General features: G+C 73.0%; 18 protein-coding genes. 7 read left to right on the plus strand and 11 right to left on the minus strand.

The features are described from left to right. Positions 1 to 319: 319 nt before the first annotated feature. Together ABEA82_RS07845 and ABEA82_RS07850 are read right to left on the minus strand one after the other, a co-directional pair. A complete protein-coding gene (locus tag ABEA82_RS07845; protein WP_425588501.1) occupies positions 320 to 763 on the minus strand; it encodes a DUF3017 domain-containing protein in 444 nt (147 codons plus the stop codon). A 565-nt stretch (positions 764 to 1,328) separates the two neighbouring features. Next, positions 1,329 to 2,183, minus strand: coding sequence for a bifunctional methylenetetrahydrofolate dehydrogenase/methenyltetrahydrofolate cyclohydrolase (locus ABEA82_RS07850; RefSeq protein ID WP_345660652.1), 855 nt, complete (start codon positions 2,181 to 2,183; stop codon positions 1,329 to 1,331). A 281-nt stretch (positions 2,184 to 2,464) separates the two neighbouring features. Between ABEA82_RS07850 and ABEA82_RS07855 the strand changes: the two genes are divergently transcribed. From ABEA82_RS07855 to ABEA82_RS07870, 4 genes are all read left to right on the plus strand, one after another. Then, positions 2,465 to 3,055, plus strand: a complete 591-nt coding sequence (locus ABEA82_RS07855) for a hypothetical protein (RefSeq protein ID WP_345660653.1) — start codon at positions 2,465 to 2,467, stop codon at positions 3,053 to 3,055. Between the two features lie 132 nt (positions 3,056 to 3,187). Beyond that, positions 3,188 to 3,934 carry an FHA domain-containing protein gene (locus ABEA82_RS07860; RefSeq protein ID WP_345660654.1) on the plus strand — a complete coding sequence of 249 codons (747 nt, stop codon included), beginning with the start codon at positions 3,188 to 3,190 and terminating at the stop codon, positions 3,932 to 3,934. Further along, entirely contained in the window at positions 3,931 to 5,493 is a 1,563-nt protein-coding gene (locus ABEA82_RS07865; RefSeq protein ID WP_345660655.1) for a serine/threonine protein kinase, read from the plus strand. Before ABEA82_RS07860 ends, ABEA82_RS07865 begins: the two co-directional genes overlap by 4 nt. Positions 5,494 to 5,622: 129 nt before the next feature. After that, a complete protein-coding gene (locus tag ABEA82_RS07870; RefSeq protein WP_345660656.1) occupies positions 5,623 to 6,231 on the plus strand; it encodes an ALF repeat-containing protein in 609 nt (202 codons plus the stop codon). A gap of 89 nt (positions 6,232 to 6,320) precedes the next feature. On the opposite strand, the gene purH is transcribed toward ABEA82_RS07870, so the two are convergent. After that, positions 6,321 to 7,883 carry a bifunctional phosphoribosylaminoimidazolecarboxamide formyltransferase/IMP cyclohydrolase gene (gene purH / locus ABEA82_RS07875; protein WP_345660657.1) on the minus strand — a complete coding sequence of 521 codons (1,563 nt, stop codon included), beginning with the start codon at positions 7,881 to 7,883 and terminating at the stop codon, positions 6,321 to 6,323. Further along, the gene (purN, locus tag ABEA82_RS07880; RefSeq protein ID WP_345660658.1) at positions 7,880 to 8,518 is read right to left on the minus strand and encodes a phosphoribosylglycinamide formyltransferase; all 639 of its coding nucleotides are present in this window, start codon (positions 8,516 to 8,518) and stop codon (positions 7,880 to 7,882) included. Before purN ends, purH begins: the two co-directional genes overlap by 4 nt. A gap of 327 nt (positions 8,519 to 8,845) precedes the next feature. Here purN and ABEA82_RS07885 point away from each other — a divergent pair, with 327 nt between their 5' ends. Next, positions 8,846 to 9,649, plus strand: coding sequence for a hypothetical protein (locus tag ABEA82_RS07885; protein ID WP_345660659.1), 804 nt, complete (start codon positions 8,846 to 8,848; stop codon positions 9,647 to 9,649). Between the two features lie 16 nt (positions 9,650 to 9,665). Here ABEA82_RS07885 and ABEA82_RS07890 read toward each other — a convergent pair whose 3' ends face one another. Further along, a complete protein-coding gene (locus tag ABEA82_RS07890) occupies positions 9,666 to 11,351 on the minus strand; it encodes a cell division protein PerM (RefSeq protein WP_345660660.1) in 1,686 nt (561 codons plus the stop codon). 96 nt (positions 11,352 to 11,447) lie between these two features. On the opposite strand from ABEA82_RS07890, the gene ABEA82_RS07895 reads away from it, so the two are divergent. After that, entirely contained in the window at positions 11,448 to 12,566 is a 1,119-nt protein-coding gene (locus ABEA82_RS07895) for a helix-turn-helix domain-containing protein (protein WP_345660661.1), read from the plus strand. Positions 12,567 to 12,660: 94 nt separating this feature from the next. Here the strand turns inward: ABEA82_RS07895 and sucD are convergent, their stop codons facing one another. The 6 genes from sucD to ABEA82_RS07925 form a co-directional block, all read right to left on the minus strand. Beyond that, positions 12,661 to 13,545: a succinate--CoA ligase subunit alpha gene (sucD, locus tag ABEA82_RS07900; RefSeq protein WP_345660662.1), complete on the minus strand. Its 885-nt coding sequence runs from the start codon at positions 13,543 to 13,545 to the stop codon at positions 12,661 to 12,663. Between the two features lie 21 nt (positions 13,546 to 13,566). Beyond that, the gene (gene sucC, locus ABEA82_RS07905) at positions 13,567 to 14,748 is read right to left on the minus strand and encodes an ADP-forming succinate--CoA ligase subunit beta (RefSeq protein WP_003992458.1); all 1,182 of its coding nucleotides are present in this window, start codon (positions 14,746 to 14,748) and stop codon (positions 13,567 to 13,569) included. Between the two features lie 544 nt (positions 14,749 to 15,292). Further along, a complete protein-coding gene (locus tag ABEA82_RS07910; protein ID WP_345660663.1) occupies positions 15,293 to 16,447 on the minus strand; it encodes a hypothetical protein in 1,155 nt (384 codons plus the stop codon). 224 nt (positions 16,448 to 16,671) lie between these two features. Continuing rightward, positions 16,672 to 17,844 (minus strand): VWA domain-containing protein, encoded by a 1,173-nt coding sequence (locus tag ABEA82_RS07915; RefSeq protein ID WP_345660664.1) that lies wholly within the window; start codon positions 17,842 to 17,844, stop codon positions 16,672 to 16,674. Between the two features lie 142 nt (positions 17,845 to 17,986). Then, on the minus strand, positions 17,987 to 20,470 hold the full coding sequence (locus ABEA82_RS07920; RefSeq protein ID WP_345660665.1) for a DUF5682 family protein: 2,484 nt from the start codon (positions 20,468 to 20,470) through the stop codon (positions 17,987 to 17,989). Between the two features lie 97 nt (positions 20,471 to 20,567). After that, the gene (locus ABEA82_RS07925) at positions 20,568 to 21,698 is read right to left on the minus strand and encodes an ATP-binding protein (protein ID WP_345660666.1); all 1,131 of its coding nucleotides are present in this window, start codon (positions 21,696 to 21,698) and stop codon (positions 20,568 to 20,570) included. Positions 21,699 to 21,843: 145 nt separating this feature from the next. Here ABEA82_RS07925 and ABEA82_RS07930 point away from each other — a divergent pair, with 145 nt between their 5' ends. Then, the gene (locus tag ABEA82_RS07930) at positions 21,844 to 23,199 is read left to right on the plus strand and encodes an SWIM zinc finger family protein (protein WP_345660667.1); all 1,356 of its coding nucleotides are present in this window, start codon (positions 21,844 to 21,846) and stop codon (positions 23,197 to 23,199) included. Positions 23,200 to 23,304: the final 105 nt, after the last annotated feature.

The following is a 23,304-nucleotide window of genomic DNA, read 5'->3' on the forward strand; positions in this document are numbered from 1 at the left end:
GCCCCGCGCGTTGGCGGCCTCGGCCGAGTCCCCGTTCTGGCTACCCACAGGGATGCGCGCACTCAGGATCTCAGTTCCCTGACGGGGGGCGCACAGGAGCACGGTGACCGCGCGCGGTACACCCCGGACCGTCCTGATTGTCCATGCCATCCGGGGTGCCGCACCACTTCGTGCGGAATCAGACAAGGTACGTACCGGAACCGTCACTTCCGTGCCACAGCGTACTGACAGGCGTTGAACGGGTCGTTCGCGGTGCACGAGGGTGAGGCGTGGCGGCGGCCCGTCCTTCCTCGGGGGAGAGGACGGGCCGGCGTTCCTGTCACTCGTTGGTGACCGTGAAGTGCAGCGTGTCCTTCAGGAACGGGAGCTGAACCCACGGATTGGGCTGCGCCATCAGGGCCAGCAGGACGATCACCAGACCCATCACGCCGTACGTGACGATGTCCGTGAAGCGCGAGCGGACGGCGAGCATGCCGACGTCCGGCAGCAGCCAGCGCATCGCGCCGCCGCCCAGCAGCGCGACGCCGATCATCAGGACCCCGAGCCGGAACTGACCGAACGCGGTCACTGTCAGTCCGATTCCGACCAGTCCGAGTACGGCGAGCACGGGCCACTGCCGAGCCGGCGCGGGCGCGTCACCGGACGCCGCCCGGCCCCCGCCCTCGGGCCGTGCGGTGTCCTTGGTGAACAGCGGAAACCGCCGAGTCACCCGCCGCGGCCGCCCCTCGGCATCGGGAGCACTGACGGGATCCCGAACGGTGATCTCCTCGGCCGCCTCCTGCCCGCCCGAACCGACCTGCCCGTCCGAACCGACCTGCCCGTCCCCACCGGCCGCGCCCCCCTGCGCAACCGCGCCGCCCTGAGAGCCCTGCACAGCCCCGGCACTCCGGGGGCCCGGGGAGGCCGCGGCACTCTGCGTGCCCTCGACGGCCCCGGCGTCTTCCGCGCCCCCGGCACCCCCGACATGCTCGGCTCTCCGCGCGGTCTCGGTGTTCTGGGCGCCGACACGCTCGGCGCTCCGCGCGCCCTCGGTGTTGTGGGCTCCCCGGGCGCCCCCATCACTTTCGGCGCCCGCAGCGGGCCCGGCGCTCCGGGTGCTCCGGGTGCTCTGGGCGCTCTGGGAGCCCCGGACGACCCCGGCGTCCTTCGCGCCCCCGGCGCTCTGCGCCTCCTCGACGGCCCCGGTGTTCCGGGCACGCCGTGCGGCCCCCGGATCCCGGGGGTCCTGGGCGTCGGCGGCGTCCGTCCCGCTCTGCCCGTCCCCGGCACTCGGAGTGCTGTCGGCGCCCGTGACGCCCGGAGGGCTTCCCGCGCCCGCGGCGCCCCGCTCAGCCGACACTGCGCTCCGCCGCCTCGACCACGTTGACGAGCAGCTGGGCGCGGGTCATCGGGCCGACCCCGCCGGGGTTCGGGGAGATGAAGCCGGCGACCTCGGCCACGTCGGGGTGGACGTCGCCCACGATCTTGCCCTCGGCGCTGCGGGAGACGCCGACGTCGAGGACGGCCGCGCCCGGCTTGACGTCCTCCGCGCGGATCAGATGGGCGGAACCGGCCGCGGCGACGATGATGTCCGCGCGCTTGAGGTGCGCCGACAGGTCACGCGTGCCGGTGTGGCACTGGGTCACCGTCGCGTTCTCGCTGCGCCGCGTCAGCAGCAGCGGCATCGGCCGGCCGATGGTCACACCGCGGCCGACCACCACGACCTCGGCGCCCTTGATCTCCACGCCGTAGCGGCGGAGCAGGGTGAGGACGCCGTTGGGGGTGCAGGGCAGCGGCGCCGGCTCGTTGAGGACCAGCCGGCCGAGGTTCATCGGGTGCAGGCCGTCCGCGTCCTTGTCCGGGTCCATCAGTTCGAGGACGCGGTTCTCGTCGATGCCCTTGGGCAGTGGCAGTTGCACGATGTACCCCGTACACGCCGGGTCCTCGTTCAGCTCGCGCACGACCGCCTCGATCTCCTCCTGCGTGGCGGTGCCGGGCAGCTCCCGCTGGATGGAGGCGATGCCGACCTGCGCGCAGTCGCGGTGCTTGCCGGCGACGTACTTCTGGCTGCCGGGGTCGTCCCCGACGAGGATCGTGCCGAGGCCGGGCGTGACGCCCTTCTCCTTCAGCGCCGCCACGCGGGCGGTCAGATCGGACTTGATCGCGGCTGCGGTGGCCTTGCCATCGAGAATCTGGGCGGTCATGGCCCCATCCTCGCGGATGACCCCGCCACGGTTCCAATCCGGCCGCAATCCGGGCACCAGGGTGCCCGTCCTCACGTATGCACCCAAGATCAGTGATGTTGCACTTGCACAACACATCGGGAATGCGGCTGGACAAGCCCGTCAGTGGTGCAGAACGATGACCTGACAAGTGCCGCGGTGCTGTTCAACGGGGGGACGGTCGCAAACTTAAGAACTCTCCTCCGTGCGGATGCCCCGCGTCGTCCCCGCACTAGAGAAAACCCAACGGAGGAACGTTCGCCATGAGCTACGGCGACCCGAACAACCCCTACGGCGCGCCCCAGGGCCAGCAGCCGCAGCAGCCCCAGCAGCCGGGCTACGGCTACCCGCAGCAGCAGGGACAGGCGCCCGGTTACGGCTACCCGCAGGCCCCGCCCGTCTCCCCCTACGGCGCCGGCCCCGCCGCCCCGACCACGATGCCCGGCTCGGTGGGCGCGGCCCGCGTGATGATGTGGGTCATCGTCGGCCTCCAGGTCATCGGCGTGGTGCTCTTCGCCTTCGCCGCCGTGGCCCTCAACGCCGCGAAGGACGACGAGACCCTCCAGGACAACACCGCCTTCCAGGACCTGGTCGGCCAGTCGACCGGTGTGCTGTGGGGCTACGTGGTGTTCGGCGTGGCCTGGCTGGTGTTCGCGGCCGTCCTGGCGACGAAGTTCAAGAACGGCGGCAACGGCGCCCGGGTCACCATCCTGGTCTTCGCCATCATCACGGCCGTCCTCGGCCTCTACCCGTTCGTCATCGTCGGCCTGGTGCACACCATCCTGGCCATCCTGGTCGCGGTGTTCGTCGGCAACGCGAACGGCAAGGCCTGGTTCAACCGCCCCAGGTACTGAACGGACCCCGGCGACCGGACCAGTTCACGCCAATCACACCCAAGGGCCGTGTCTCACCCGTACGAGGGGGGCACGGCCCTGGTGCGTCGCCCTAGTCTGACGTCCGTAGCTGTCAGGCACGGGGAGAGCACCTTGTACAGCATCATCGTGGTACCTCCGCCGACCACGGAGGACGAACCGAACCGCCGCCAGATCAGACTCGCGCCCGGCGAACGCCTCACCTTCGGCCGGTCCGCGCAGGACAACGACCTCCACATCACCCACGACGGCGTCTCCCGGCGGGCCGGAGAGATCACCGCGCACGGCGCCTTCTGGATCCTCAGCAACCTCAGCCGCGAACAGACCTACGTGGTGGAGAACCCGGAGGGCGCGGGCGAACACGTCAAGGTGGCGCCCGGTCGGCTGGACGCGCCGATCCCGTTCGAGTTCTCGCGGATCGTGCTGCCCGCCGCCGGTGACCTGCTGACACTCCAGGTGTGGGCGCCGCGCCACGACTACCTCAGCGGCACGGGCGGCCTCGACGGCAGCACCACCGCACCGGCCTTCTCCCTCGACCGCAGCAAGCGCTACTTCGCGGTCCTGGCGGCCCTGTGCGAACCCCGCCTGCGCGGCACCCCGCACGCCCCGGTGCCGACCGTCGACCAGGTCGCGGACCGGCTGCGCGCCGCCTGGCCGGCCGCGTCCCGCACGTCGGTCCAGTGGAACATCGACTACCTCGCCGTGAAGCTGCGCCTCAAACCCGGCCCGGAGAGCGCGGACCCGGGCCCGCGGCTGAACGGCAAGAAGGAGTCCCTGGTCTCCCTGGCGCTCCGCTTCGACCTGGTCCGCGAGGACGACCTGGCCGTGCTGGCCGCCCCGCCGGGCGGGGAGACCCGGTGACCGAGCCCTACGCCCTGCCCGTGCCGAAGGGCTACCGGGTCGGCGTCTGGGAGGTGCGTGAGCCCCTCGCGACCGGCGCGTTCGGCAGTGTGTACGCGGCCCGGCGCGTCGGGGAGAGCACGGAGCTGCCCCCGACGGCCGCCCTGAAGTTCCTGCCCACCGGCACCGCCACGCCGCGCCGGCTCAGCCATCTGCGGGACCTGATCGAGCGCGAGGTCGAGCTGTACCGGCGGCTGAGACATCCGCGGCTGGTGCGGATGTACGAGACGCTGACGGTCGACGACCCGGACCGCCCGGAGCTGGACGGCGCCACCGTCCTCGTCCTGGAGCGGGCCGAGGGCTCCCTGTCCGCCCTGCTCGCCGCGACGCCCCGGCCCGAGGCGGGCCCCGCGCTGCTCGCGCAGATCTGCGAGGGCCTGGCCCAGTTGCACGAGGCCGGCTGGGTGCACGGCGATCTGAAGCCGGCCAACGTGCTGCTGATGGCCGACGGTTCGGTCCGCCTCGCCGACTTCAACATGGCGGCCGAGCTGGAGGGCACCCACGCCTACACACCGGCCTTCTCCACGCCCGACTACACCCCGCCCGAGCTCCTGTGGACCGAGATCGGCGAACGAGGACGCCGTATCCGCCCGTCGGCCGACGTGTGGGCCTTCGGCGTCCTCGCCCACCTGGTCCTCACGGACACCTTCCCGCTGCCCGGCGCCACCCCGACCGCCCGCCGCGACGCGGCCGCCGCCTACGCCCGCGGCACCGACGAACTGCGTCTGTCGCCCGAACTCCCCGAGGAGTGGCGGCAGATCGCGTCCGCCTGCCTGACCCGCACCCACGAGGACCGCATCGCCGGCGACGCCCTGCTGCGCCGCGTCCGGTCGGCTGCCGCCGGCGTCGCTCACCGCCCCTTCCGGCTGCCTCTCCCGCACCCGGCCCGCCGTCGCTTCCGCCGTACTCTCGCCGCGGTGGGCGCGGCGTCCGCCGCCACCGCCCTCGCCGCCCTCGCCTACGGCATCAGCGTCTGGGCCGACGGCACCCCCGGCGGCAGTGGCTCCGGCGCGACCGCGGACGTCTCCGCCGCCGACTACGGCGCCTCCGAGCTGCGCACCGACCGGGGCATCCCGCCCGCCTACCGGCTGCTGATCGTGGAGACAGCGCACGACTGCGACCAGCGGGATGTCACGCCGGTCCTGATCGCCGCCATGCTGAAGGTGGAGAGCGACTTCGACCCGGACCTCTCCGACCCCGCCAACGACGAGTACGGCATCGCCCGCTGGACCCCGCGCGTCCTGCGCTGGTGGATGAACGAGGACGGCACACCCGGCGAGACCGTCCCCCAACCACCCTTCCCGCCCGCGGAGTCCATCCCGGCGATGGGCCGCTACCTGTGCTGGATCGCCCCGCGCCTGGAGCCCGGGGCGCGCGGTGACCGCCGCGTGCTGATCGCCACCGCCTACCGGACGTCGTACAAGACGGTGAACAAGGCGGGCGGCATTCCCCCGCAGACCCGCGCGTACGCCGACCGCGTGGCGCACTACCTCAAGGAGTACACGGTTCCCGGGGGCTGACCGGCGGCGGTCGGAAAACGCGCTGCTCCGCGCGGCGCGAGATGTGAGGATGTCCGCACCGTCGGCCCGGGGATCCGCCCGGCGCCGACGGGAGTCCCGAACTCCTCCTCGCTGAAGGCAGGTTCACATATGAGACGCACCGCCGGTGCCCTGATAGTCGCCGCCGCCCTGACGCCGGCCCTCCTCGTCGCCACGCCGGCCGTCGCCGCCGACCCGGCCTCCTCGGCCCCGGCCCTGACGGCCGCCGCGGTGACGGACGCCGCGGTGACGGACGGCACGCCGGTGGACGAGATGTCGGAGGACGATCTGCGTGTCGCGATCGCCCGCATCCTCGCCGACGAGGACAGCGGCCGAGGCGTCGTCAGGGAGGCCAACAAGGCCCTCGACGGCACCGTGGAGGACATGCGCGCCTTCCTGAAGACGGGCTACCGCCTCGCCCAGGCCGAGGACGACCGTGTCGCCATCGTCCGCATCCTGGCCGACCCGGACTCCGGCCGGGGCGTCAAGCGGGAAGCCACCAAGGCCCTCGACGTGAACACCCCGGAAGCCCTGCGGGCCTTCCTGGAGACCGGCCACCGCCTCGCCCAGGCCGAGGACGACCGCGTCGCCATCGCCCGCATCCTCGCCGACCCGACCATCAGCGACGCGCTCCGCGCGGCCGCCGAGCAGGCCATCGACGGCACTCCGGAGGAACTGCGGTACTTCCTGGAGGTCGGGCGCTACGAAGTCGACGGCTGAGACGGCTGACGGCTGACGGCTGAGACGGCTGAGACGTACGGAGCGGGCCGGCGGTACCGCCGGCCCGCTTCCGCCTGAGCGGAACGCCGTCAGTGGAAGAAGTGGCGCGTCCCCGTGAAGTACATCGTGACGCCGGCCTTCTGCGCGGCCTCGACGACCAGTTCGTCGCGGACCGACCCGCCGGGCTGCACCACGGCCTTCACACCGGCCTCGGTGAGGATCTCCAGGCCGTCGGGGAAGGGGAAGAAGGCGTCGGAAGCCGCGTAGGAGCCCTGCGCGCGCTCGGCGCCCGCCCGCTCCACGGCCAGCTTGGCGGAGTCGACGCGGTTGACCTGACCCATGCCGACACCCACCGAGGCACCGTCCTTGGCGAGCAGGATCGCGTTGGACTTGACGGCCCGGCAGGCCTTCCACGCGAAGGCCAGCTCGCTCAGCTCCGCGGCGCTCAGCGCCTCGCCGGTCGCCAGCGTCCAGTTCGCCGGGTCGTCGCCGTCGGCCTGGAGCCGGTCGGTCACCTGGAGCAGCGCGCCGCCGTCGATGGGCTTGATCTCGACAGGTGCCGAAGGCCCCTCGGGGCAGCGCAGCACACGGATGTTCTTCTTCTTGGTGAGGGCCTCCAGCGCGCCGTCCTCGTAGTCCGGCGCGACGATGACCTCGGTGAAGATCTCCGCGACCTGCTCGGCCATCTCCTTGCTGACCGGGCGGTTGACGGCGATCACGCCGCCGAACGCCGACAGCGGGTCACAGGCGTGGGCCTTGCGGTGCGCCTCGGCCACGTCCGAACCGACCGCGATACCGCAGGGGTTGGCGTGCTTGATGATCGCGACGGCCGGCTCGGTGTGGTCGTACGCGGCACGGCGGGCGGCGTCCGTGTCCGTGTAGTTGTTGTACGACATCTCCTTGCCGTGCAGCTGCTCGGCCTCGGCGAGGCCGCCGGTGCCCGACACGTACAGGGCCGCGGGCTGGTGCGGGTTCTCGCCGTAGCGCAGAGTGTGCTCGCGCTCCCAGGTGGCGCCGAGGAAGTCGGGGAACCGCGACTCGTCCACGGGCGCGTAGGAGGAGGCGAACCAGGAGGCGACGGCGACGTCGTAGGCGGCCGTGTGCTGGAAGGCCTCGGCGGCGAGCCGCTTGCGGGTGGCGAGGTCGAAGCCGCCGCCCTGGACGGCCTTGAGCACGTCGGCGTACCGGGCCGGGCTGGTGACGACCGCGACCGACGGGTGGTTCTTGGCGGCGGCCCGGACCATCGACGGCCCGCCGATGTCGATCTGCTCCACGCACTCGTCGGGCGAGGCGCCGGAGGCGACGGTCTCGCGGAACGGGTAGAGGTTGACGACGACGAGGTCGAACGGCTCGACACCCAGCTCGGCGAGCTGCTCGCGGTGGCTGTCCAGGCGCAGGTCGGCGAGGATGCCCGCGTGGACCCGGGGGTGCAGGGTCTTGACGCGGCCGTCCAGGCACTCGGGGAAGCCGGTGAGCTCCTCGACCTTGGTGACGGGGACGCCGGCAGCGGCGATCTTCGCGGCGGTGGAGCCGGTGGAGACGAGCTCGACCCCGGCCTCGTGGAGCCCGCGCGCGAGCTCCTCGAGCCCGGTCTTGTCGTAGACGCTGACGAGCGCCCGGCGAAGGGGCCGCTTGTTGCTCTCGGCGGTCACTGGATAACTACCTTTCGTCCCTCAATGCGATAGCCGTTGCGGGCGATCCGCCCCACGACCTCGACGAGCAGCCTTCGCTCGACGTCCTTGATGCGCTCGTGCAGAGCGCTCTCGTCGTCCTCGTCCCGGACCTCCACCACGCCCTGCGCGATGATCGGGCCGGTGTCGACGCCGTCGTCGACGAAGTGGACGGTGCAGCCGGTGACCTTGGCGCCGTACGCGAGCGCGTCCCGCACGCCGTGGGCTCCCGGGAAACTGGGCAGCAGGGCGGGGTGGGTGTTGACGAACCGCCCGCCGAACCGCGTGAGGAACTCCTTGCCGACGATCTTCATGAACCCGGCGGAGACGACGAGGTCGGGTTCGTGGGCGGCGACGGCTTCGGTGAGGGCGGCGTCCCACTCCTCGCGGCCGCCGTAGTCCTTGACCTTCCGCACGAAGGTCGGCAGTCCGGCGCGCTCGGCGCGGGCCAGCCCCTCGATGCCTTCGCGGTCGGCGCCGACGGCCACGATCTCGGCCCCGTACGCCTGCGCGCCGACGGCGGTGATCTCGTCGAGGAGCGACTGCAGGTTGGTGCCGGATCCGGAGACCAGCACGACGAGGCGCTTGGCGCGCGGGGCCACGGGCTTGGCGGCCACGGTGGGGGCCTTTCTCGGGGGAGCGTCTGTCCGGGCGGCCGGCGCTTGGCGCGTGGCGTGGCGTTTGTGCATTCATACGAATGCTTCGCGCCCCCGGATACGGGGAAGCCTACGAACCGGCCGACCGTCAGCAACGATACCGGCACTCCGGACGGCCCCCACGGGACGGGGGCGCGGCCGGAAGGTAGCGTCTGGGCGGAGCCGGTTCGGGAACGTCGTCCGGATGTGGTGCGTTCAGAAGGTGACGGACCCGGATCCGACACCTTTCCGTCCCGTCCACTCGCCAGTCCACTCGTTCCTACTCACCAACGGGAAGACGCTCACTTGATGCCGGACCGCAGCCTGCGACTCCTCACGTTCCCCCCGCTGTCGGCACAGGGAGGGAAGCGCGGCGCCGTGCTGCTGCGGGAGCGCCCCAGCTCGCCGCCCGACGCGCCGTCCGGCGGCGACAGCGGGGACGGGCGAGGGCGCGGCTCCCAGGAGGACAACCCGTTCGCCCCGCCGCCCGAGGGCACCCCGGACCGGCCCTGGCAGCCGCGGCACCCGTCGGGCAGGGACTCGCAGGACGGCGCGGGGGGCGACGGCTCCCGAGGTGACGGCGCGGGCGGCCGCTCCCCGTGGGGCGGTCAGTGGAGCGACCGGCAGCCCGGCCGCTCCTCCGGCGGCTTCGGTGAGCGCCCGCGCGGCGGCCCCGAGGGGCAGGGCGGTCCGCAGGGAGGCTCGAACCCGCGCTGGGACCCGACGGACCCCGCCCAGCGCCGCGCGCGCTACGCCCTGCTGTCGGGCATGTGGGCCTTCTTCTTCGCCCTGTTCAGCTGGCCGTACGTGGCGCTGCTGCTCGGCGCGCTCGCCCTCTACTGGGGCATCAGCTCCCTGCGCGCCAAGCCCCGCAGGCCCGACCCGGACTCCCCCGCCCCCGAGCAGCAGGGCCGTCCGCAGACGACGGCGGCGGTGAGCGGCCTGGTCACGGCGTCCCTGGCCATCGCCCTGGTCGCCGCGACCTTCACGGCCCAGCTGGTCTACAGCGACTACTACACCTGCACGAACGACGCCCTCACCAACGAGGCCAAGCAGTCCTGCACGCATCTGCTGCCGGACGAGCTGCGGGGACTGCTGGGGACGAACGACTGACGGGCCTTTGCCGCACTCAGGGGCTGTCCCGCTCGGCCTGGGCGTCGTCGTGGGCGGGCAGGAAGCCGTACGACTCGGGGCCCGGGTCGTACGGCAGGAAGTCGTACGGTTCGAAGTCGGTGTCGTCCCGGGCGTAGGGCTCCTCCGGCCGGGAGTCCGAGGTCCGCTGTGCCCTGCCCCTGCCGGTCGTCGCGGCACCGCCCCCGGCGGTTCCGGTGCGTTCGAACCGGTCCCGGCCGAGGCGTGAGCGCTCGCGGGGCCGCCCACCGCGGTGGACGCCGCTCTCAGACTTCTTCTCCTCCCGCCCCGGGCCCGTGGCCGGCCCCTTTGTCCGGGGCGTCCGGCACCGCCAGGCCCGTACTCCGAGTGCCGTCGGGACCGCCACCAGCACCAGCCAGGCCAGCGCCGCCGCCCCGACCTGCCACCACACCGGCCCGAAGCGGGCCAGTACGGCGACCCCGAGCGGCCCGCCCGACAGCGCGGCGAGACCGGTGAGCACGGCCGCGCACAGCACCGCGGCCAGTCCGGCCGCCCGAGCGGTGCGCCACGGCGACCAGACGGCACCCGGACCGCCGCCGGGCCGCGTCCCGCCGCGCTCCCCCGCGACCGCCCCCTTCGCCACCACCCGGCCGACGACCACCCCGGCGACCACCGGCACGACTCCGGCCAGCCAGTGCACCAGCCGCCCCTCGCCCGCCTCCGGCACCGCCGCCAGCAGCGGAAACGGGGGCAGGAGCGGCGCCGGGGCGGAGGACAGCGGGCTGACGAGGTGACCGGCGCCGAGGGCGAAGCCGGGGCCGAGGGCGTAGGCGGCACCCCACACCGCCGCGTTCGGCAGCAGGGCCGCGCACAGCAGCAGCACGGCGAACCGCCCCGACCACCCTTCCGTCAGCCCCAGCCACGCCCCCTGGGCCGCCGCACCGTGCCCCACCAGCGACACCGCCACCAGCATCACGCCGCCCCCGAGGAGCGCCGCGAGCCCGGCCGCCGCGGCCCGGGCGGCGACACCCGGGCGTCCGCCGGGGCCGACGACCAGCGGCCGTACGCCCGTCGGCAGCACGCCCAGCAGCGGCCGCAGCGGCCCGCCCGGACGGCCGTACGCCGACCACACGCCCGTCCCCGCCGCCACGACGGCGACCAGCGGGACGCACGCTGCCACCCAGACCCACGACGGCCGCAGCGCACCGCCGGCGGCGTAGAGGGCGGCGAGCGCGGCGACGGTGACGTAGCCGAGGACGACACCCGTCCACGCCGTGCGGGCGGGGACCAGCGGCGGCCCCGGGACCACCGCGACGGCCTCGGCCTCCTCGCCGAAGCCGTCGTCCGCGTCCCCCCGCCCGCCGTCGGCCGTGTCCCGCGCCGCCCGGTGCAGCAGCCAGACCGGCAGGGCGAGCAGCAGCAGGGGCGGGATGCCCACGGGGGTGGGGGCGCCGGAGAGCGTGTCGGTGCGGACCAGCTCGGCCCCGTGCGCCAGCAGCCACAGCGCCGCCGCGACGTGCATCGCACCGCCCGGCCCGCTGTCGGGGTAGGGCGAGCTGATCCACAGCAGCAACACGAGCACGGCGAACGAGGCGAGCCCCAGGCCCGCCGCGAACGCACCACCCATGAGGGCGTCGACCAGTCCGGGCGAAGGGTCGCGCAATCGGGTGAGCAGGGGCGACGGCGAACGTCGGCGAGCGGTCATCTCGATCACGCCCGCCATGCTCCCAACGACACGCGCTTTCACGTCGTAACAGACGAACCACCGTTGTGTCGCCCAATATACGTTTATGTACTTTTCCGCACGGAGGGGCGCCCGGTGACGCAGAGCCCTGCCATCCCGCTCCCCCCGCCCGACGAGCGCCGACGCCTGCGCGAGGCCGCCTCGTTGACGCGGGCTCAGCTGGCCTCCCGGGTGGGTGTCACCAGCGAGAAGGTGCGCGGATGGGAGACCGGCCGCTCCACACCGCGCGGCCGGAAAGGGGAGAAGTACGCGAGGCTGCTGAACTCACTGGGTGCGGAAAAGGAACTGACGGCCTCCCACATCCCCGCCGCCGGCCCTGACGGTCCGGCACGACGGCGTCGTGGCTGGGTCCGCGACCGCGCCGTGGGCCGGCGGCGGCACGGCGACGCCGCCGGTGCCCTGACCCCTGATCAGGCCTTCGACGCGCTGTACTCCTTCTGCGCCCCCGCGCTCGTCCGGCAGACCTACCTGCTGACGGGCCGCCGCGAGCTGGCCCGGGAGTCGGTCGAGCGTGCCTTTCACCTCGCCTGGCAGCGGTGGCCCGAGGTGGCCCGCGATCGCGACCCGGCGGGATGGGTGCGCGCGGTCGCCTACGACTGCGCCCTCTCGCCGTGGCACCGGTTCCGCCTCCGCCACCGGCACCCCGAACCACCGCCCCCCGACGCGTTCGACCGCGCACTGATGGACACCCTGCTGAAGCTCCCGCCCTCGTACCGCCGCACACTGCTGCTGTACGACGGAGTCGGTCTCGGCCTGCCGGAGACCGCGGCGGAGACGGAGGCCAGCACCCGCGCGGCCGCGAACCGGCTGGTGCACGCGCGTGAGGCGGTCGCCGAGCGACTGCCGGAGCTGGCGGATCCGGAGGTGCTGCACTGGCGGCTCGTCGAACTGGCCTCCATCGAGCGGCTGCGGGCCGCCAAACCGCTGGTCGTACGGCGCAGCGGGGAACGCCGGGCCCGCCTGTGGACCCGGGCCGCCATCGCCTTCACGGTGGCCCTGATCGCGACCACGGTGCTCACCGTGCGCACGGCCCCGGCCCGCTACGAGCCCCCGGTGCCGGCCGGGGAGACCGTTCAGGGCGTGCCCCCGCGGGTCGCACCCGGGCCGCTGTCGGAGAAGGAGCAGAGGCTGCGGAAGAAGCTCCGCAAGGAACAGCAGCGCGGGCCGGACCGCTTGCTGCCGCAGCCGCGTTGACGGCGGACCGTGCGCTGACAGCGGTGGGCCCGCCCCCTCGAAGGGGACGGGCCCACCAGTGGTTCAGGCAGTCGCTCAGCCGGCGAGGCCGTGCTCAGTTGCCGAGAATGGCCCGCGCGAGCTTGGCCGTCTCGGTCGGCGTCTTGCCGACCTTGACGCCGGCGGCCTCGAGGGCCTCCTTCTTCGCCTGCGCGGTGCCGGAGGAGCCGGAGACGATGGCACCGGCGTGGCCCATGGTCTTGCCCTCGGGCGCCGTGAAGCCCGCGACGTAGCCGACGACCGGCTTGGTCACGTTCTCCTTGATGAAGGCCGCGGCCCGCTCCTCGGCGTCGCCGCCGATCTCGCCGATCATGACGATCAGGTCGGTGTCGGGGTCGTCCTGGAAGGCCTTCAGCGCGTCGATGTGGGTGGTGCCGATGATCGGGTCACCGCCGATGCCGACGCAGGTGGAGAAGCCGATGTCACGCAGCTCGTACATCATCTGGTACGTCAGCGTGCCGGACTTCGAGACCAGGCCGATGCGGCCCGGCTTGGTGATGTCGGCCGGGATGATGCCGGCGTTCGACTGACCGGGGGTGATCAGGCCGGGGCAGTTCGGACCGATGATGCGGGTCTTGTTGCCCTTCTTGCCGGCGTAGGCCCAGAAGGACGCCGTGTCGTGCACCGCGATGCCCTCGGTGATGACGACCGCGAGCGGGATCTCGGCGTCGATGGCCTCGACGACCGCGTCCTTGGTGAACTTCTCCGGGACGAAGATGACCGAGACGTCGGCACCGGTCTTCTCGATGGCCTCCTTGACGGAGCCGAAGACGGGTACCTCGGTGCCGTCGAAGTCGACGCTGGTGCCCGCCTTGCGGGGGTTCACGCCACCGACGATGTTGGTGCCGGAAGCCAGCATGCGCTTGGTGTGCTTCTGGCCCTCGGAGCCGGTCATGCCCTGGACGATGACCTTGGATTCCTTGGTGAGGAAGATAGCCATGGTGTTGTGTGACCTCGTCCCTTACTTCGCGGCAGCAGCCAGCTCGGCGGCCTTGTCGGCCGCGCCGTCCATGGTGTCCACACGCTGCACGAGCGGGTGGTTGCGGTCGTCCAGGATCTGGCGGCCGAGCTCGGCGTTGTTGCCGTCGAGACGGACGACCAGGGGCTTGGTGACCTCCTCGCCCTTGCTCTCGAGGAGCTCCAGGGCCTGCACGATGCCGTTGGCGACGGCGTCGCAGGCGGTGATGCCGCCGAAGACGTTGACGAAGACGGACTTGACGTCCGGGTCGCCGAGGATGATCTCCAGGCCGTTCGCCATGACCTCGGCGGAGGCGCCGCCGCCGATGTCGAGGAAGTTGGCGGGCTTGACGTTCTTGTGGGCCTCACCGGCGTACGCGACGACGTCCAGGGTGCTCATCACGAGACCCGCGCCGTTGCCGATGATGCCGACCTCGCCCTCGAGCTTCACGTAGTTCAGGCCCTTGGCCTTGGCGGCCGCCTCGAGCGGGTTGGCGGCCTCCTTGTCGTGGAGCTCCTCGTACTCGGGGTGGCGGAACTCGGCGTTCTCGTCGAGCGACACCTTGCCGTCGAGGGCGATGACGTCACCGGAGGCGACCTTCGCGAGCGGGTTGACCTCGACGAGGAGGGCGTCCGACTTGACGAAGGTGTCCCACAGCTTGATCAGGACGTCGGCGACCTTGTCCGCGACCTCGGCCGGGAACTTGGCGGCGGCGACGATCTCCTGGGCCTTGGCCTTGTCGACACCGTCGATCGCGTCGATGGCGATCTTGGCGACGGCCTCCGGACGGGTGGCCGCCACCTCCTCGATCTCCATGCCGCCCTCGACGGAGGCGATGGAGAGGAAGGTGCGGTTGGCACGGTCCAGGAGGAAGGAGACGTAGTACTCCTCCAGGATCTCCGGAGCCGTCTCGGCGATCATCACCTTGTGGACCGTGTGGCCCTTGATGTCCATGCCGAGGATGTTGGTCGCATGCTCGACGGCCTCGTCGGTGGTGGCGGCGAGCTTCACGCCACCGGCCTTGCCACGGCCGCCGACCTTCACCTGGGCCTTGACGACGGACTTGCCACCGAGGCGCTCGGTGGCTGCGCGGGCCGCCTCAGGCGTGTCGATGACTTCACCGGCCAGCACCGGTACATCGTGCTTGGCGAAGAGGTCCCTCGCCTGGTACTCGAACAGGTCCACGCGCTTCCGTCCCTATCAGTGATCTCGCGGTTCGTTGTCTGCGTGGGCGTGCCGCGAGGGCAACGTGACGTCCGCCGTCTGTCAGTCACAAGGGAGGCGCACACGGTGTCCGAGCGCGCGGCATGTCCGTCTCGCAGGTTATCGCTGCTTGCAGGAGGCCCCTAAATCGAGGGTCACACCTGAGCGGTGATACCTGTCACATGATGCCGCGCTCTCCGGCACGGCGTGCCTGGAGTGAGGGGCCTCACCGGGCTGGGGTTGACCCGGTGAGGCCCGCCGAACACCCCCGAAGGAGCACGAAGGTCCGGTTCCGGGCCCTGCTCTTCGGGGCGTGGGTCAGTTGGTCCCCACCCCAATGGGGACCAACCGGCCCGATCCACGAGGTCTTGGCCTCGGACGACCGACGGCTTTCGATCGCCCTGGGCCGATGGCTCGCGGAGTCGGTGGGGTGAGGGTGCGGTGGGCACCCTTCGGTGGTGGATCAGGGGTTTCGCGAGTGCCGGTGCCGCTGCCGTCGGCGGCGGGGAACGGCGGTCCGTCCGCGCTAGCCGGGGAAGAGGGGGACGTCCCGGTGGCTGTCCCGGGTGCCGGCCGCGTGGGAGCGGGCCACGGCATCGGGGACGAGCCTGAGCGGCACGCGCAGGCTCAGGGTGACGGCGTGCGCGTCGCCGTGGCGGGGGGTGCCGTTGTCGACGGTGGCCCGGTTGCCGAGCATGCCGTCGGGGCGGTCGGGGTGCCCGGGGGCGCCCGGGGCGTGCGCGACGTGGGCGGCGGACGGCTGTGCGGGCGGGGCGGCGTCGTGTGCCCGTCTGTCGGGGTCTGCGAAGTGCACGCGGTGTGCGCCGCCGGTGCGGGCGGGACGGTGCACGGCGCCGTGTGCCATGGCCTCCGTCCCGGCATCGGCGGCTTCCGCCGCGGTGGCCGGGTCGGCCGACGCGGGCGCGTCGGCTGACGGTGTCGCCACCCGGCCCGGGGCCGGGTCGTACGTGACCGGGGCCGGGAGAGGGACGGCCGGGCGATCAGGCCGGCCGGGGAGAGGGCCTTCTCCGGGGAGAAGGGCCTCAGCCGTGGGAGGCGCGGGCAGGAGGCCGGGCAACGCAGGAAGCTCGACGAGGGACGGCGGCTTGGGCAGCGACGGCGGGTCGGGCAGAGCCGACGGGCCAGGCAATACCGGCAGCTTGGGGAGGCCCGGCGGGTCGGACAGCGTCGGCAGCTTGGGCAGTACCGGCGGGTCGGACAGCGCGGGCGGATCGGACGGGGCTGGGTGCGTCGGTGGCTTGGGCAGCTGCGACGGGGAGGGCGACGAGAGTTCCTTGGTCGGCGCCTCTCCCAACCCCCGGCTCACAGCCTCCCCCGCGTCACCGGCCTCAGCGACCACCCGTACGACCCGTTGCCCCACGGCCCCCGGACGGTGACCACTGCCGCCCCGCTCGGAGACGGGCCGGACATCTGACGGCCCGCGCCGGTCGACCGGGGCATGCGCCTCGGGCCGGGCCGGGGACCGCTGGTCGCTGACGACCCGCCGCACCGCCCTGTCCGTCAGTCCCCGCACGCCGTCCGCCGCGGACGCCCGCTCGCCGCACAGCAGCCCGATGACGAGCACCCCGCCCACCAGCAGCACCACTTGGAGGGCACGCCGCCCGGCCGCAGTGCGCAGCATGCGCAACGCGGCACCGGGCAGGGCTGCTGACCAGGTCAAGAGGGGGAGCTTCTTCCCGTGCGACGGAACAAGCGCGGAACGCTCCACACGTTACGAGCAACGCGTCGGCCCACCGCGATACTGCCCGGCGCAGCACGACGCACCGCCGAGCAGGCGCCGATCCTCGCACGGGAGTGCGCCGGTTGCGCAAGCCCTTGCGAACCGATGGGCCGTCATGTCCGTTTTGCTGCCCTCGAGTCGGACGACGACGCCTCTTCGGCTCGTCACGCCGCGTCCGGTATCGGCAGCGGCCGCTTCTCGATCGCCGCCGCCATCACCTCCGGAAACAGGTCGGGCGTACAGGCGAACGCCGGAGCCCCCAGGGCGGCGAGCGCGGCCGCGTGCTCCCTGTCGTAGGCCGGCGCCCCCTCGTCCGAGAGCGCCAGCAGCGTCACGAACTGCACCCCCGACGCCTTCATCGCCGAGACCCGCTTGAGCATCTCGTTCCGGATCCCGCCCTCGTAGAGGTCGCTGATGAGCACGACCACCGTCTCCGCGGGCCGGGTGATCTGCGACTGGCAGTAGGCGAGCGCCCGGTTGATGTCCGTGCCGCCGCCCAACTGCGTCCCGAACAGGACGTCGACGGGGTCGTCGAGCTGGTCCGTGAGGTCGACGACCGCCGTGTCGAAGACGACGAGTCGCGTGGAGATCGTCCGCATCGAGGCGAGCACCGCTCCGAACACCGATGCGTACACGACCGATGCCGCCATGGATCCCGACTGGTCGATACAGAGGATGACCTCCTTCTTCGTGGACTGGGTCGCCCGCCCGTACCCGATGAGCCGCTCCGGCACGATCGTTCGGTACTCGGGCAGGTAGTGCTTGAGGTTGGCCGCGATGGTGCGGTTCCAGTCGATGTCGTGGTGGCGGGGCCGGTTGATCCGCGCACTGCGGTCGAGGGCGCCGGTGAGGGTGGCCCGGGTGCGGGTGGCGAGCCGCTTCTCGAGATCCTCGACGACCTTGCGCACGACGGCCCGTGCCGTCTCCTTCGTCGTCTCCGGCATCGCCTTGTTGAGCGACAGCAGCGTCCCGACGAGATGCACGTCGGCCTCCACGGCCTCCAGCATCTCCGGTTCCAGCAGCAGCGTGGCGAGACCGAGCCGGTCGATGGCGTCCCGCTGCATGACCTGTACGACGGAGGACGGGAAGTACGTCCTGATGTCCCCGAGCCAGCGCGCCACGGACGGCGCCGACGCCCCGAGTCCCGCCGAACGGTCCCGGCTGCCCGGCGACTTGTTGTCCCCCTTGCCGTAGAGGGCGGTGAGCGCCCCGTCCATCGCCGCGTCCCGCCCCGACAGGGTGCAGCCGGTGCCGTCCGCCGCGTCACCGCCGAGCACGAGCCGCCACCGCCGCAAGCGCTCCTGCGCCGGGTCCGTCCCCACCGCCTCGGGCGTCATCCGCGTCCTCCCCTGCTCAGCCGTTCCCACAGCGGGATCACCGGCACGGTCGTGGTCGGCTGGCCTTCCGCTCCGGGTTGGTTCCTGACGGCGCCCTCCGCCGCCGCCATCCTCGTCGCCGCTTTCCTCGGTCCATCGGTCGTCATCCGGTAACCCCCGCCAATTCCTCGCCCGCTGTCCCCGCCGCCTCGTCCAGTCCGAGCAGCAGCCGCACGACCGGCAGCACGGCGTCCGCGCGCTCCTGGTCGAGGTCTGCCGCGAAGCCGGGTATGCCGGAGCCGGCCGGTGCCGCACCGCCCCCGGCCGCCGGTCCACGCCGGACCAGTTCGCCGAGGGTGCGGCGCACTCCGGGCTCGTACGCCGAGAAGGTCCGCCGCAGCAGGGGCAGCACGTCCGTGAACGCCTCCGCCGGCACCCCGGTCAGCCACGTGTCGACCAGCCCGAGCAGCCGCTCGTCGTGGACCAGGAGCATCCCGCCGCCGGAGCCTCCTCCGACGAAGCCCTCGATCCACGCGGCGGCGTCCGCGGGCGGCGTGCCCGGGGAGAGGACGAGCCCCATGAGCCGCGCCGCCTCCTCCTGCGCCAGCTCCCCGTCGTCGAGCAGGAGCCGCACGGCCCGCCCCCGGATCACACCGGGCACGGTCTCCCGCGCACACAGCACACGCAGCACCGACTGCCACCGGGTTCTCAGACGCCCCTGGGCCGCCGCGGGGGCATCCCCCAGAAGCCCCACGGCCCCGTGCACGGCGTCGACATGACGCCGCATCTCCTCCGCCGCGTCCGCGTCGAGCGCGGCGCACGCCGGGGGCAGGCCGACGAAGACCCGCTCGGCCAGCCCCGCGGCGACCTCGCCCAGAGCTCCAGTGTCCGTGCCGCGCACATCGCCGTAGCGCAGGGAGCGGACCAGCGCCGGCAGCGCCTGGGCGAGGTGGCCGACGTCCGTATCGAGGGCCGCCCGTTCGGCGAGGACCCGCATCACCGTGGGCAGCGCCTCGGGCAGTTCGGCCAGCAGGCAGCGCTCGGCGAGCGCGGTGACGTCGGCGAGGCCCTGCGCGGCGACCGCGTCCGCCTCGGCCTTCGCGGTCGCGGCCGACACGACGGTCGTCCCCCACACCCCGGCCTCGGCGACCCGCACGGACAGCTCGGGCTCCCAGCGCAGCCGCCATGTCTCCCGGAACGTGCCCGTGCTGCCCCGCGAGGCGGCAGGTTCGCCCCAGGCGATCCCGAGCAGCCGCAGCCGGTGCAGCAGCCCGCTGCGGGCGGCGTCGGTCTCCTTGCGCAGGTCGAGCTCCAGTTCCCGTTCCAACGCCTCGGGTTTCAGCCGCAGGCGGCGCTGGAGGCGGGCGAGGTCCCGCTGCAACGGGACCGCCGGTGCCGCCGACGGCACCTCCCCCAGCACGTCCCCCACGACCAGCCGGTCCCGCACCAGCGCCAGCGGTATGTCCGAGCCCTCGCACATCACCGCCCGCACCGCGTCGGTCGTCTCGCTCAGGCCGGGCAGCGGACGGCCGCGCATCGCGGCGAGCGTCTCGGCCAGCCGCACGGCCTCGATGACGTGTGCGGAGGAGACGATCCGGTCCTCGGCGCGCAGCAGCCCCGCCACCTTCGTCATCCACCGCTCGACCGGCCGGTCCGGGGCGCTGAACAAGTGCCCGTACCAGCCCGGCGATTCGATGCCGGCTCCGTACCCGCTGGTCCGGGACAGCCTGCGGTGGGTCCACGGCACCCAGGTCATGTCCGTCTTGACCTTGGCCAGCCCCTTCAGCAGCGCCCTGTCGGCGGCGACGGTGGTCTTCTGCCGCAGTGCGGGCACGTGCCAGGCCCCGCAGACGACGGCCACACCGCCCTCGAACTCGCGCTGCGCGGCCCGCACCTGGAGCCGCATGTAGGCCTCCCGCACCAGGTCCCGGTCATGTCCCCCGCTGCCGTAGGTCTCCCGCAGGGCCGCCATGGCCTCCTCCAGCACGGTGAACGGCGCGAGTGCGTCCCCCTTTCCCGCGCCCCGGTGCTCCACGACGTCCTCCCACCACCGCTCCGGGTCGTCGTAACCAGCGGTCTGCGCCAGCACGCCGAGCGGGTCGATCCGCACGTCGTCGGGGTCGGGGGCGGAATCGGGAGTGGGGTCGGGTGCGGAATGCGGAATGGGGTCGGGTGCGGTGTCGCACGCGGAGTCGGCCTCGGCAGTGTCGGCGTCGGCTGCGGTGTCGGCCTTGGCTGCGTCGGCATCGGCGTCCAGTGGACGTTCGCCCGCCACGCCCGCCTCGTCCTGCTGTCTCCCCCAGGCCAGCGTGTGCGTGGCCGGCAGGTCGATGAAGCGGGCCGGGACGTCGTGCTCCAGGGCCCAGCGGACGGCGACCCACTCCGGGGAGAACTCCGCCAGCGGCCAGAACGCCGAGCGGCCGGGTTCGTCCACCGCATGGGCGAGCAGGGCGACCGGCGGCCGCATCTCCTCGTCCGCGGCGAGCGGAACCAGCGCATCGGCCTCCGGCGGCCCCTCGATCAGCACGACCCGCGGCCGGGCCTCCTCCAGCGCCGCCCGCACGGCCCGCGCCGACCCCGGCCCGTGATGCCGCACCCCGAGCAGCAACGGCCCCGCTCCGGCCCCCCGGCCCACAGCACTTGCCACGCTCGTCACTCCCTCCCCCTCTCGTCCTCGACGTCCCAGCCGAGCCCGTCAGCAGCAACCGCCGTCCCGCCGCCCAAGGCCCCCCGCCCCCTGTCGCTCACACGCTCACCTCCCGGCAGGCCCGGTAGAAGTCCTTCCAGCCGTCCCGCTCACGGACGACCGTCTCCAGGTACTCCTGCCAGATCACCCGGTCCGCCGCCGGGTCGCGGACCACCGCGCCGAGAATGCCCGCGGCGACATCGCTCGGCCGCAGCACGCCGTCACCGAAGTGGGCCGCCAGGGCGAGCCCGTTGGTGACGACGGAGATCGCCTCGGCCGTGGACAGCGTGCCGCTGGGCGACTTCAGCTTCGTCCGGCCGTCGCCGGTGACGCCGTCGCGCAGCTCACGGAAGACCGTGACCACACGGCGGATCTCGTCGAGGCCGTCGGGCGCGGCCGGCAGGTCGAGGGACCGGCCGATCTGGTCGACACGGCGCGAGACGATGTCGACCTCGGCCTCGGGGCTCTCCGGCAGGGGCAGCACCACCGTGTTGAAGCGCCGGCGCAGTGCGCTGGACAGGTCGTTGACCCCGCGGTCCCGGTCGTTGGCGGTGGCGATCAGGTTGAAGCCGCGGACCGCCTGCACCTCCTGGCCCAGCTCCGGTATCGGCAGCGTCTTCTCGGACAGGATCGTGATGAGCGTGTCCTGCACGTCCGCCGGGATACGGGTCAGTTCCTCGACGCGGGCCGTCATGCCGTCGGCCATGGCCCGCATGACGGGGCTGGGCACGAGGGCGTCACGGCTCGGGCCGTGGGCGAGCAGCCGTGCGTAGTTCCAGCCGTACCGGATCGCCTCTTCCGGTGTGCCTGCGGTGCCCTGCACCAGCAGCGTGGAGTCACCGCTGACCGCCGCGGCCAGATGCTCGGACACCCAGGTCTTGGCCGTGCCGGGCACGCCGAGCAGGAGCAGGGCGCGGTCGGTGGCGAGCGTGGTGACGGCGACCTCGACGATGCGGCGCGGGCCCACGTACTTCGGTGTGATCACCGTGCCGTCCGGCAGCGTGCCGCCGAGCAGGTACGTGGCGACGGCCCACGGCGACAGCTTCCAGCGGGCCGGGCGCGGACGGTCGTCCTGGGCGGCCAGCGCGGCGAGTTCACCGGCGAAGGCGTCCTCGGCGTGCGGTCGCAACGTCTGGGTCGATTCCGTCTCCCCCGCTTCGACGGACGTCGGCTCAACGGACACAGTCATGGCAAAGTCCCCCTCCAGCTCAGCCGGTTCGGATCTGGCATCCACGTTGCACCACACCACTGACAATGCGTTCTGACCTGCGAAAACTCTTTGCCGGGACGGCTCGTGGACCCGATTGTCAGTGGTGGGATCTACCTTCGGTGACATGACTCAGCAGGGGGTGCGCTGGACCGCGGACCAGGTGCTGGCACTGGCGCCTGACACCGCGTCACGCAAAGCGGGAAGCAAACTCGGCGCGGCGGGGCCGTGGTCCGAGGCGGGGAGTTCCGACGAGGGGACGGTGTGGGGGCTGTGCAAGGGCAGCGGAAGCAAGCCGTATCAGACGGTCGTCGACATCGCGGACGCCTCGGGGCCCGCGTACAAGTGCAGTTGTCCGAGCCGCAAGTTCCCGTGCAAGCACGCCCTCGGCCTGCTGCTGCTCTGGGCCGGCGGCGACGGAGCGGTGCCGCGGGGGGAGGCGCCGGAGTGGGCCGGCCAGTGGATAGCGGGGCGGCGCAAGCGCGCGGAGGAGAAGAGGTCCGGGGAGAGTCCGGGTTCGCCGTCCGGGTCCGCTGATCCGGAGGCGGCGTTGCGCCGGGCGGAGCGCCGTGCCGAGCGGGTCACGGCGGGCGCGGTGGAGCTGGAGCAGCGCCTGGCTGATCTGCTGCGCGGCGGTCTGGCGACGGCGGAGCAGTCCGGGTACGGCCTCTGGGAGGAGACGGCGGCCCGGATGGTCGACGCGCAGGCGCAGGGCCTGGCCGGCCGGGTACGGGAGTTGGGTGCCATCCCGTCCACGGGTCCGGGCTGGCCGGTGCGGCTGCTGGAGGAGTGCGCGCTGCTGCATCTGCTCGGCCAGGGCTGGCTGCGCCGCGAGCGGCTGCCGGAGGGCCTTGCCGCCACGGTCCGTTCCCGGATCGGCCTGCCGGCCTCCGCGGACGGCCCGCCGCTGCGGGACCGCTGGCTGGTGCTCGCCCAGTACGACACGGCGGACACGCGCCTGACGACCCGCCGGATCTGGCTGTACGGCGCCGACTCCCACCGCACGGTGCTGCTCCTCTCCTACGGCGCCGCAGGCCGCGCCCCGGAGCTGGCGCTTCCGGTGGGCCTGGCCCTGGAGGCCGAGGTGTCCTCCTTTCCGGGGGCCGGGCAGTTGCGAGTGGCGTTGGGCGAACAGTTCTCGCCGCCGGCACCGGCGCAGACACGGCCGCCAGGTGTGACGACGTCCCAGGCGGTGGCCCGTTACGGCGACGCCCTGCGCGACGATCCGTGGCTGGAGTCGGTCCCGGTGACGCTGGACCGGGTCGTGCCCACCCCGGACGGCGACTCATGGCAGCTGGCGGACGCCGACGGGGACGCGGCGCTGCCGCTCACACCGGCCGCGCGGACCCGGCCCGGTCTGTGGCGGCTCGTCTCCCTGTCGGGCGGCGCCCCGGTCAGGGTCTTCGGCGAATGCGGCCACCAGGGTTTCACCCCGCTGACGGCCTGGCCCGAGGGCCCGGGCGAGGCGGTCGGGCTGTGCTGAGCACGTGCCGCCGACGGCGGCGCTCCCGCCCCTTCGACCCAACCCGCACTTCTCACGAATGCACGCATCTTTCAGGCATCACGGGACAACCGATCAGGGTGAGTC

This window comes from Streptomyces venetus (assembly GCF_039540295.1).
GTDB classification, from domain to species: Bacteria; Actinomycetota; Actinomycetes; order Streptomycetales; family Streptomycetaceae; genus Streptomyces; species Streptomyces venetus.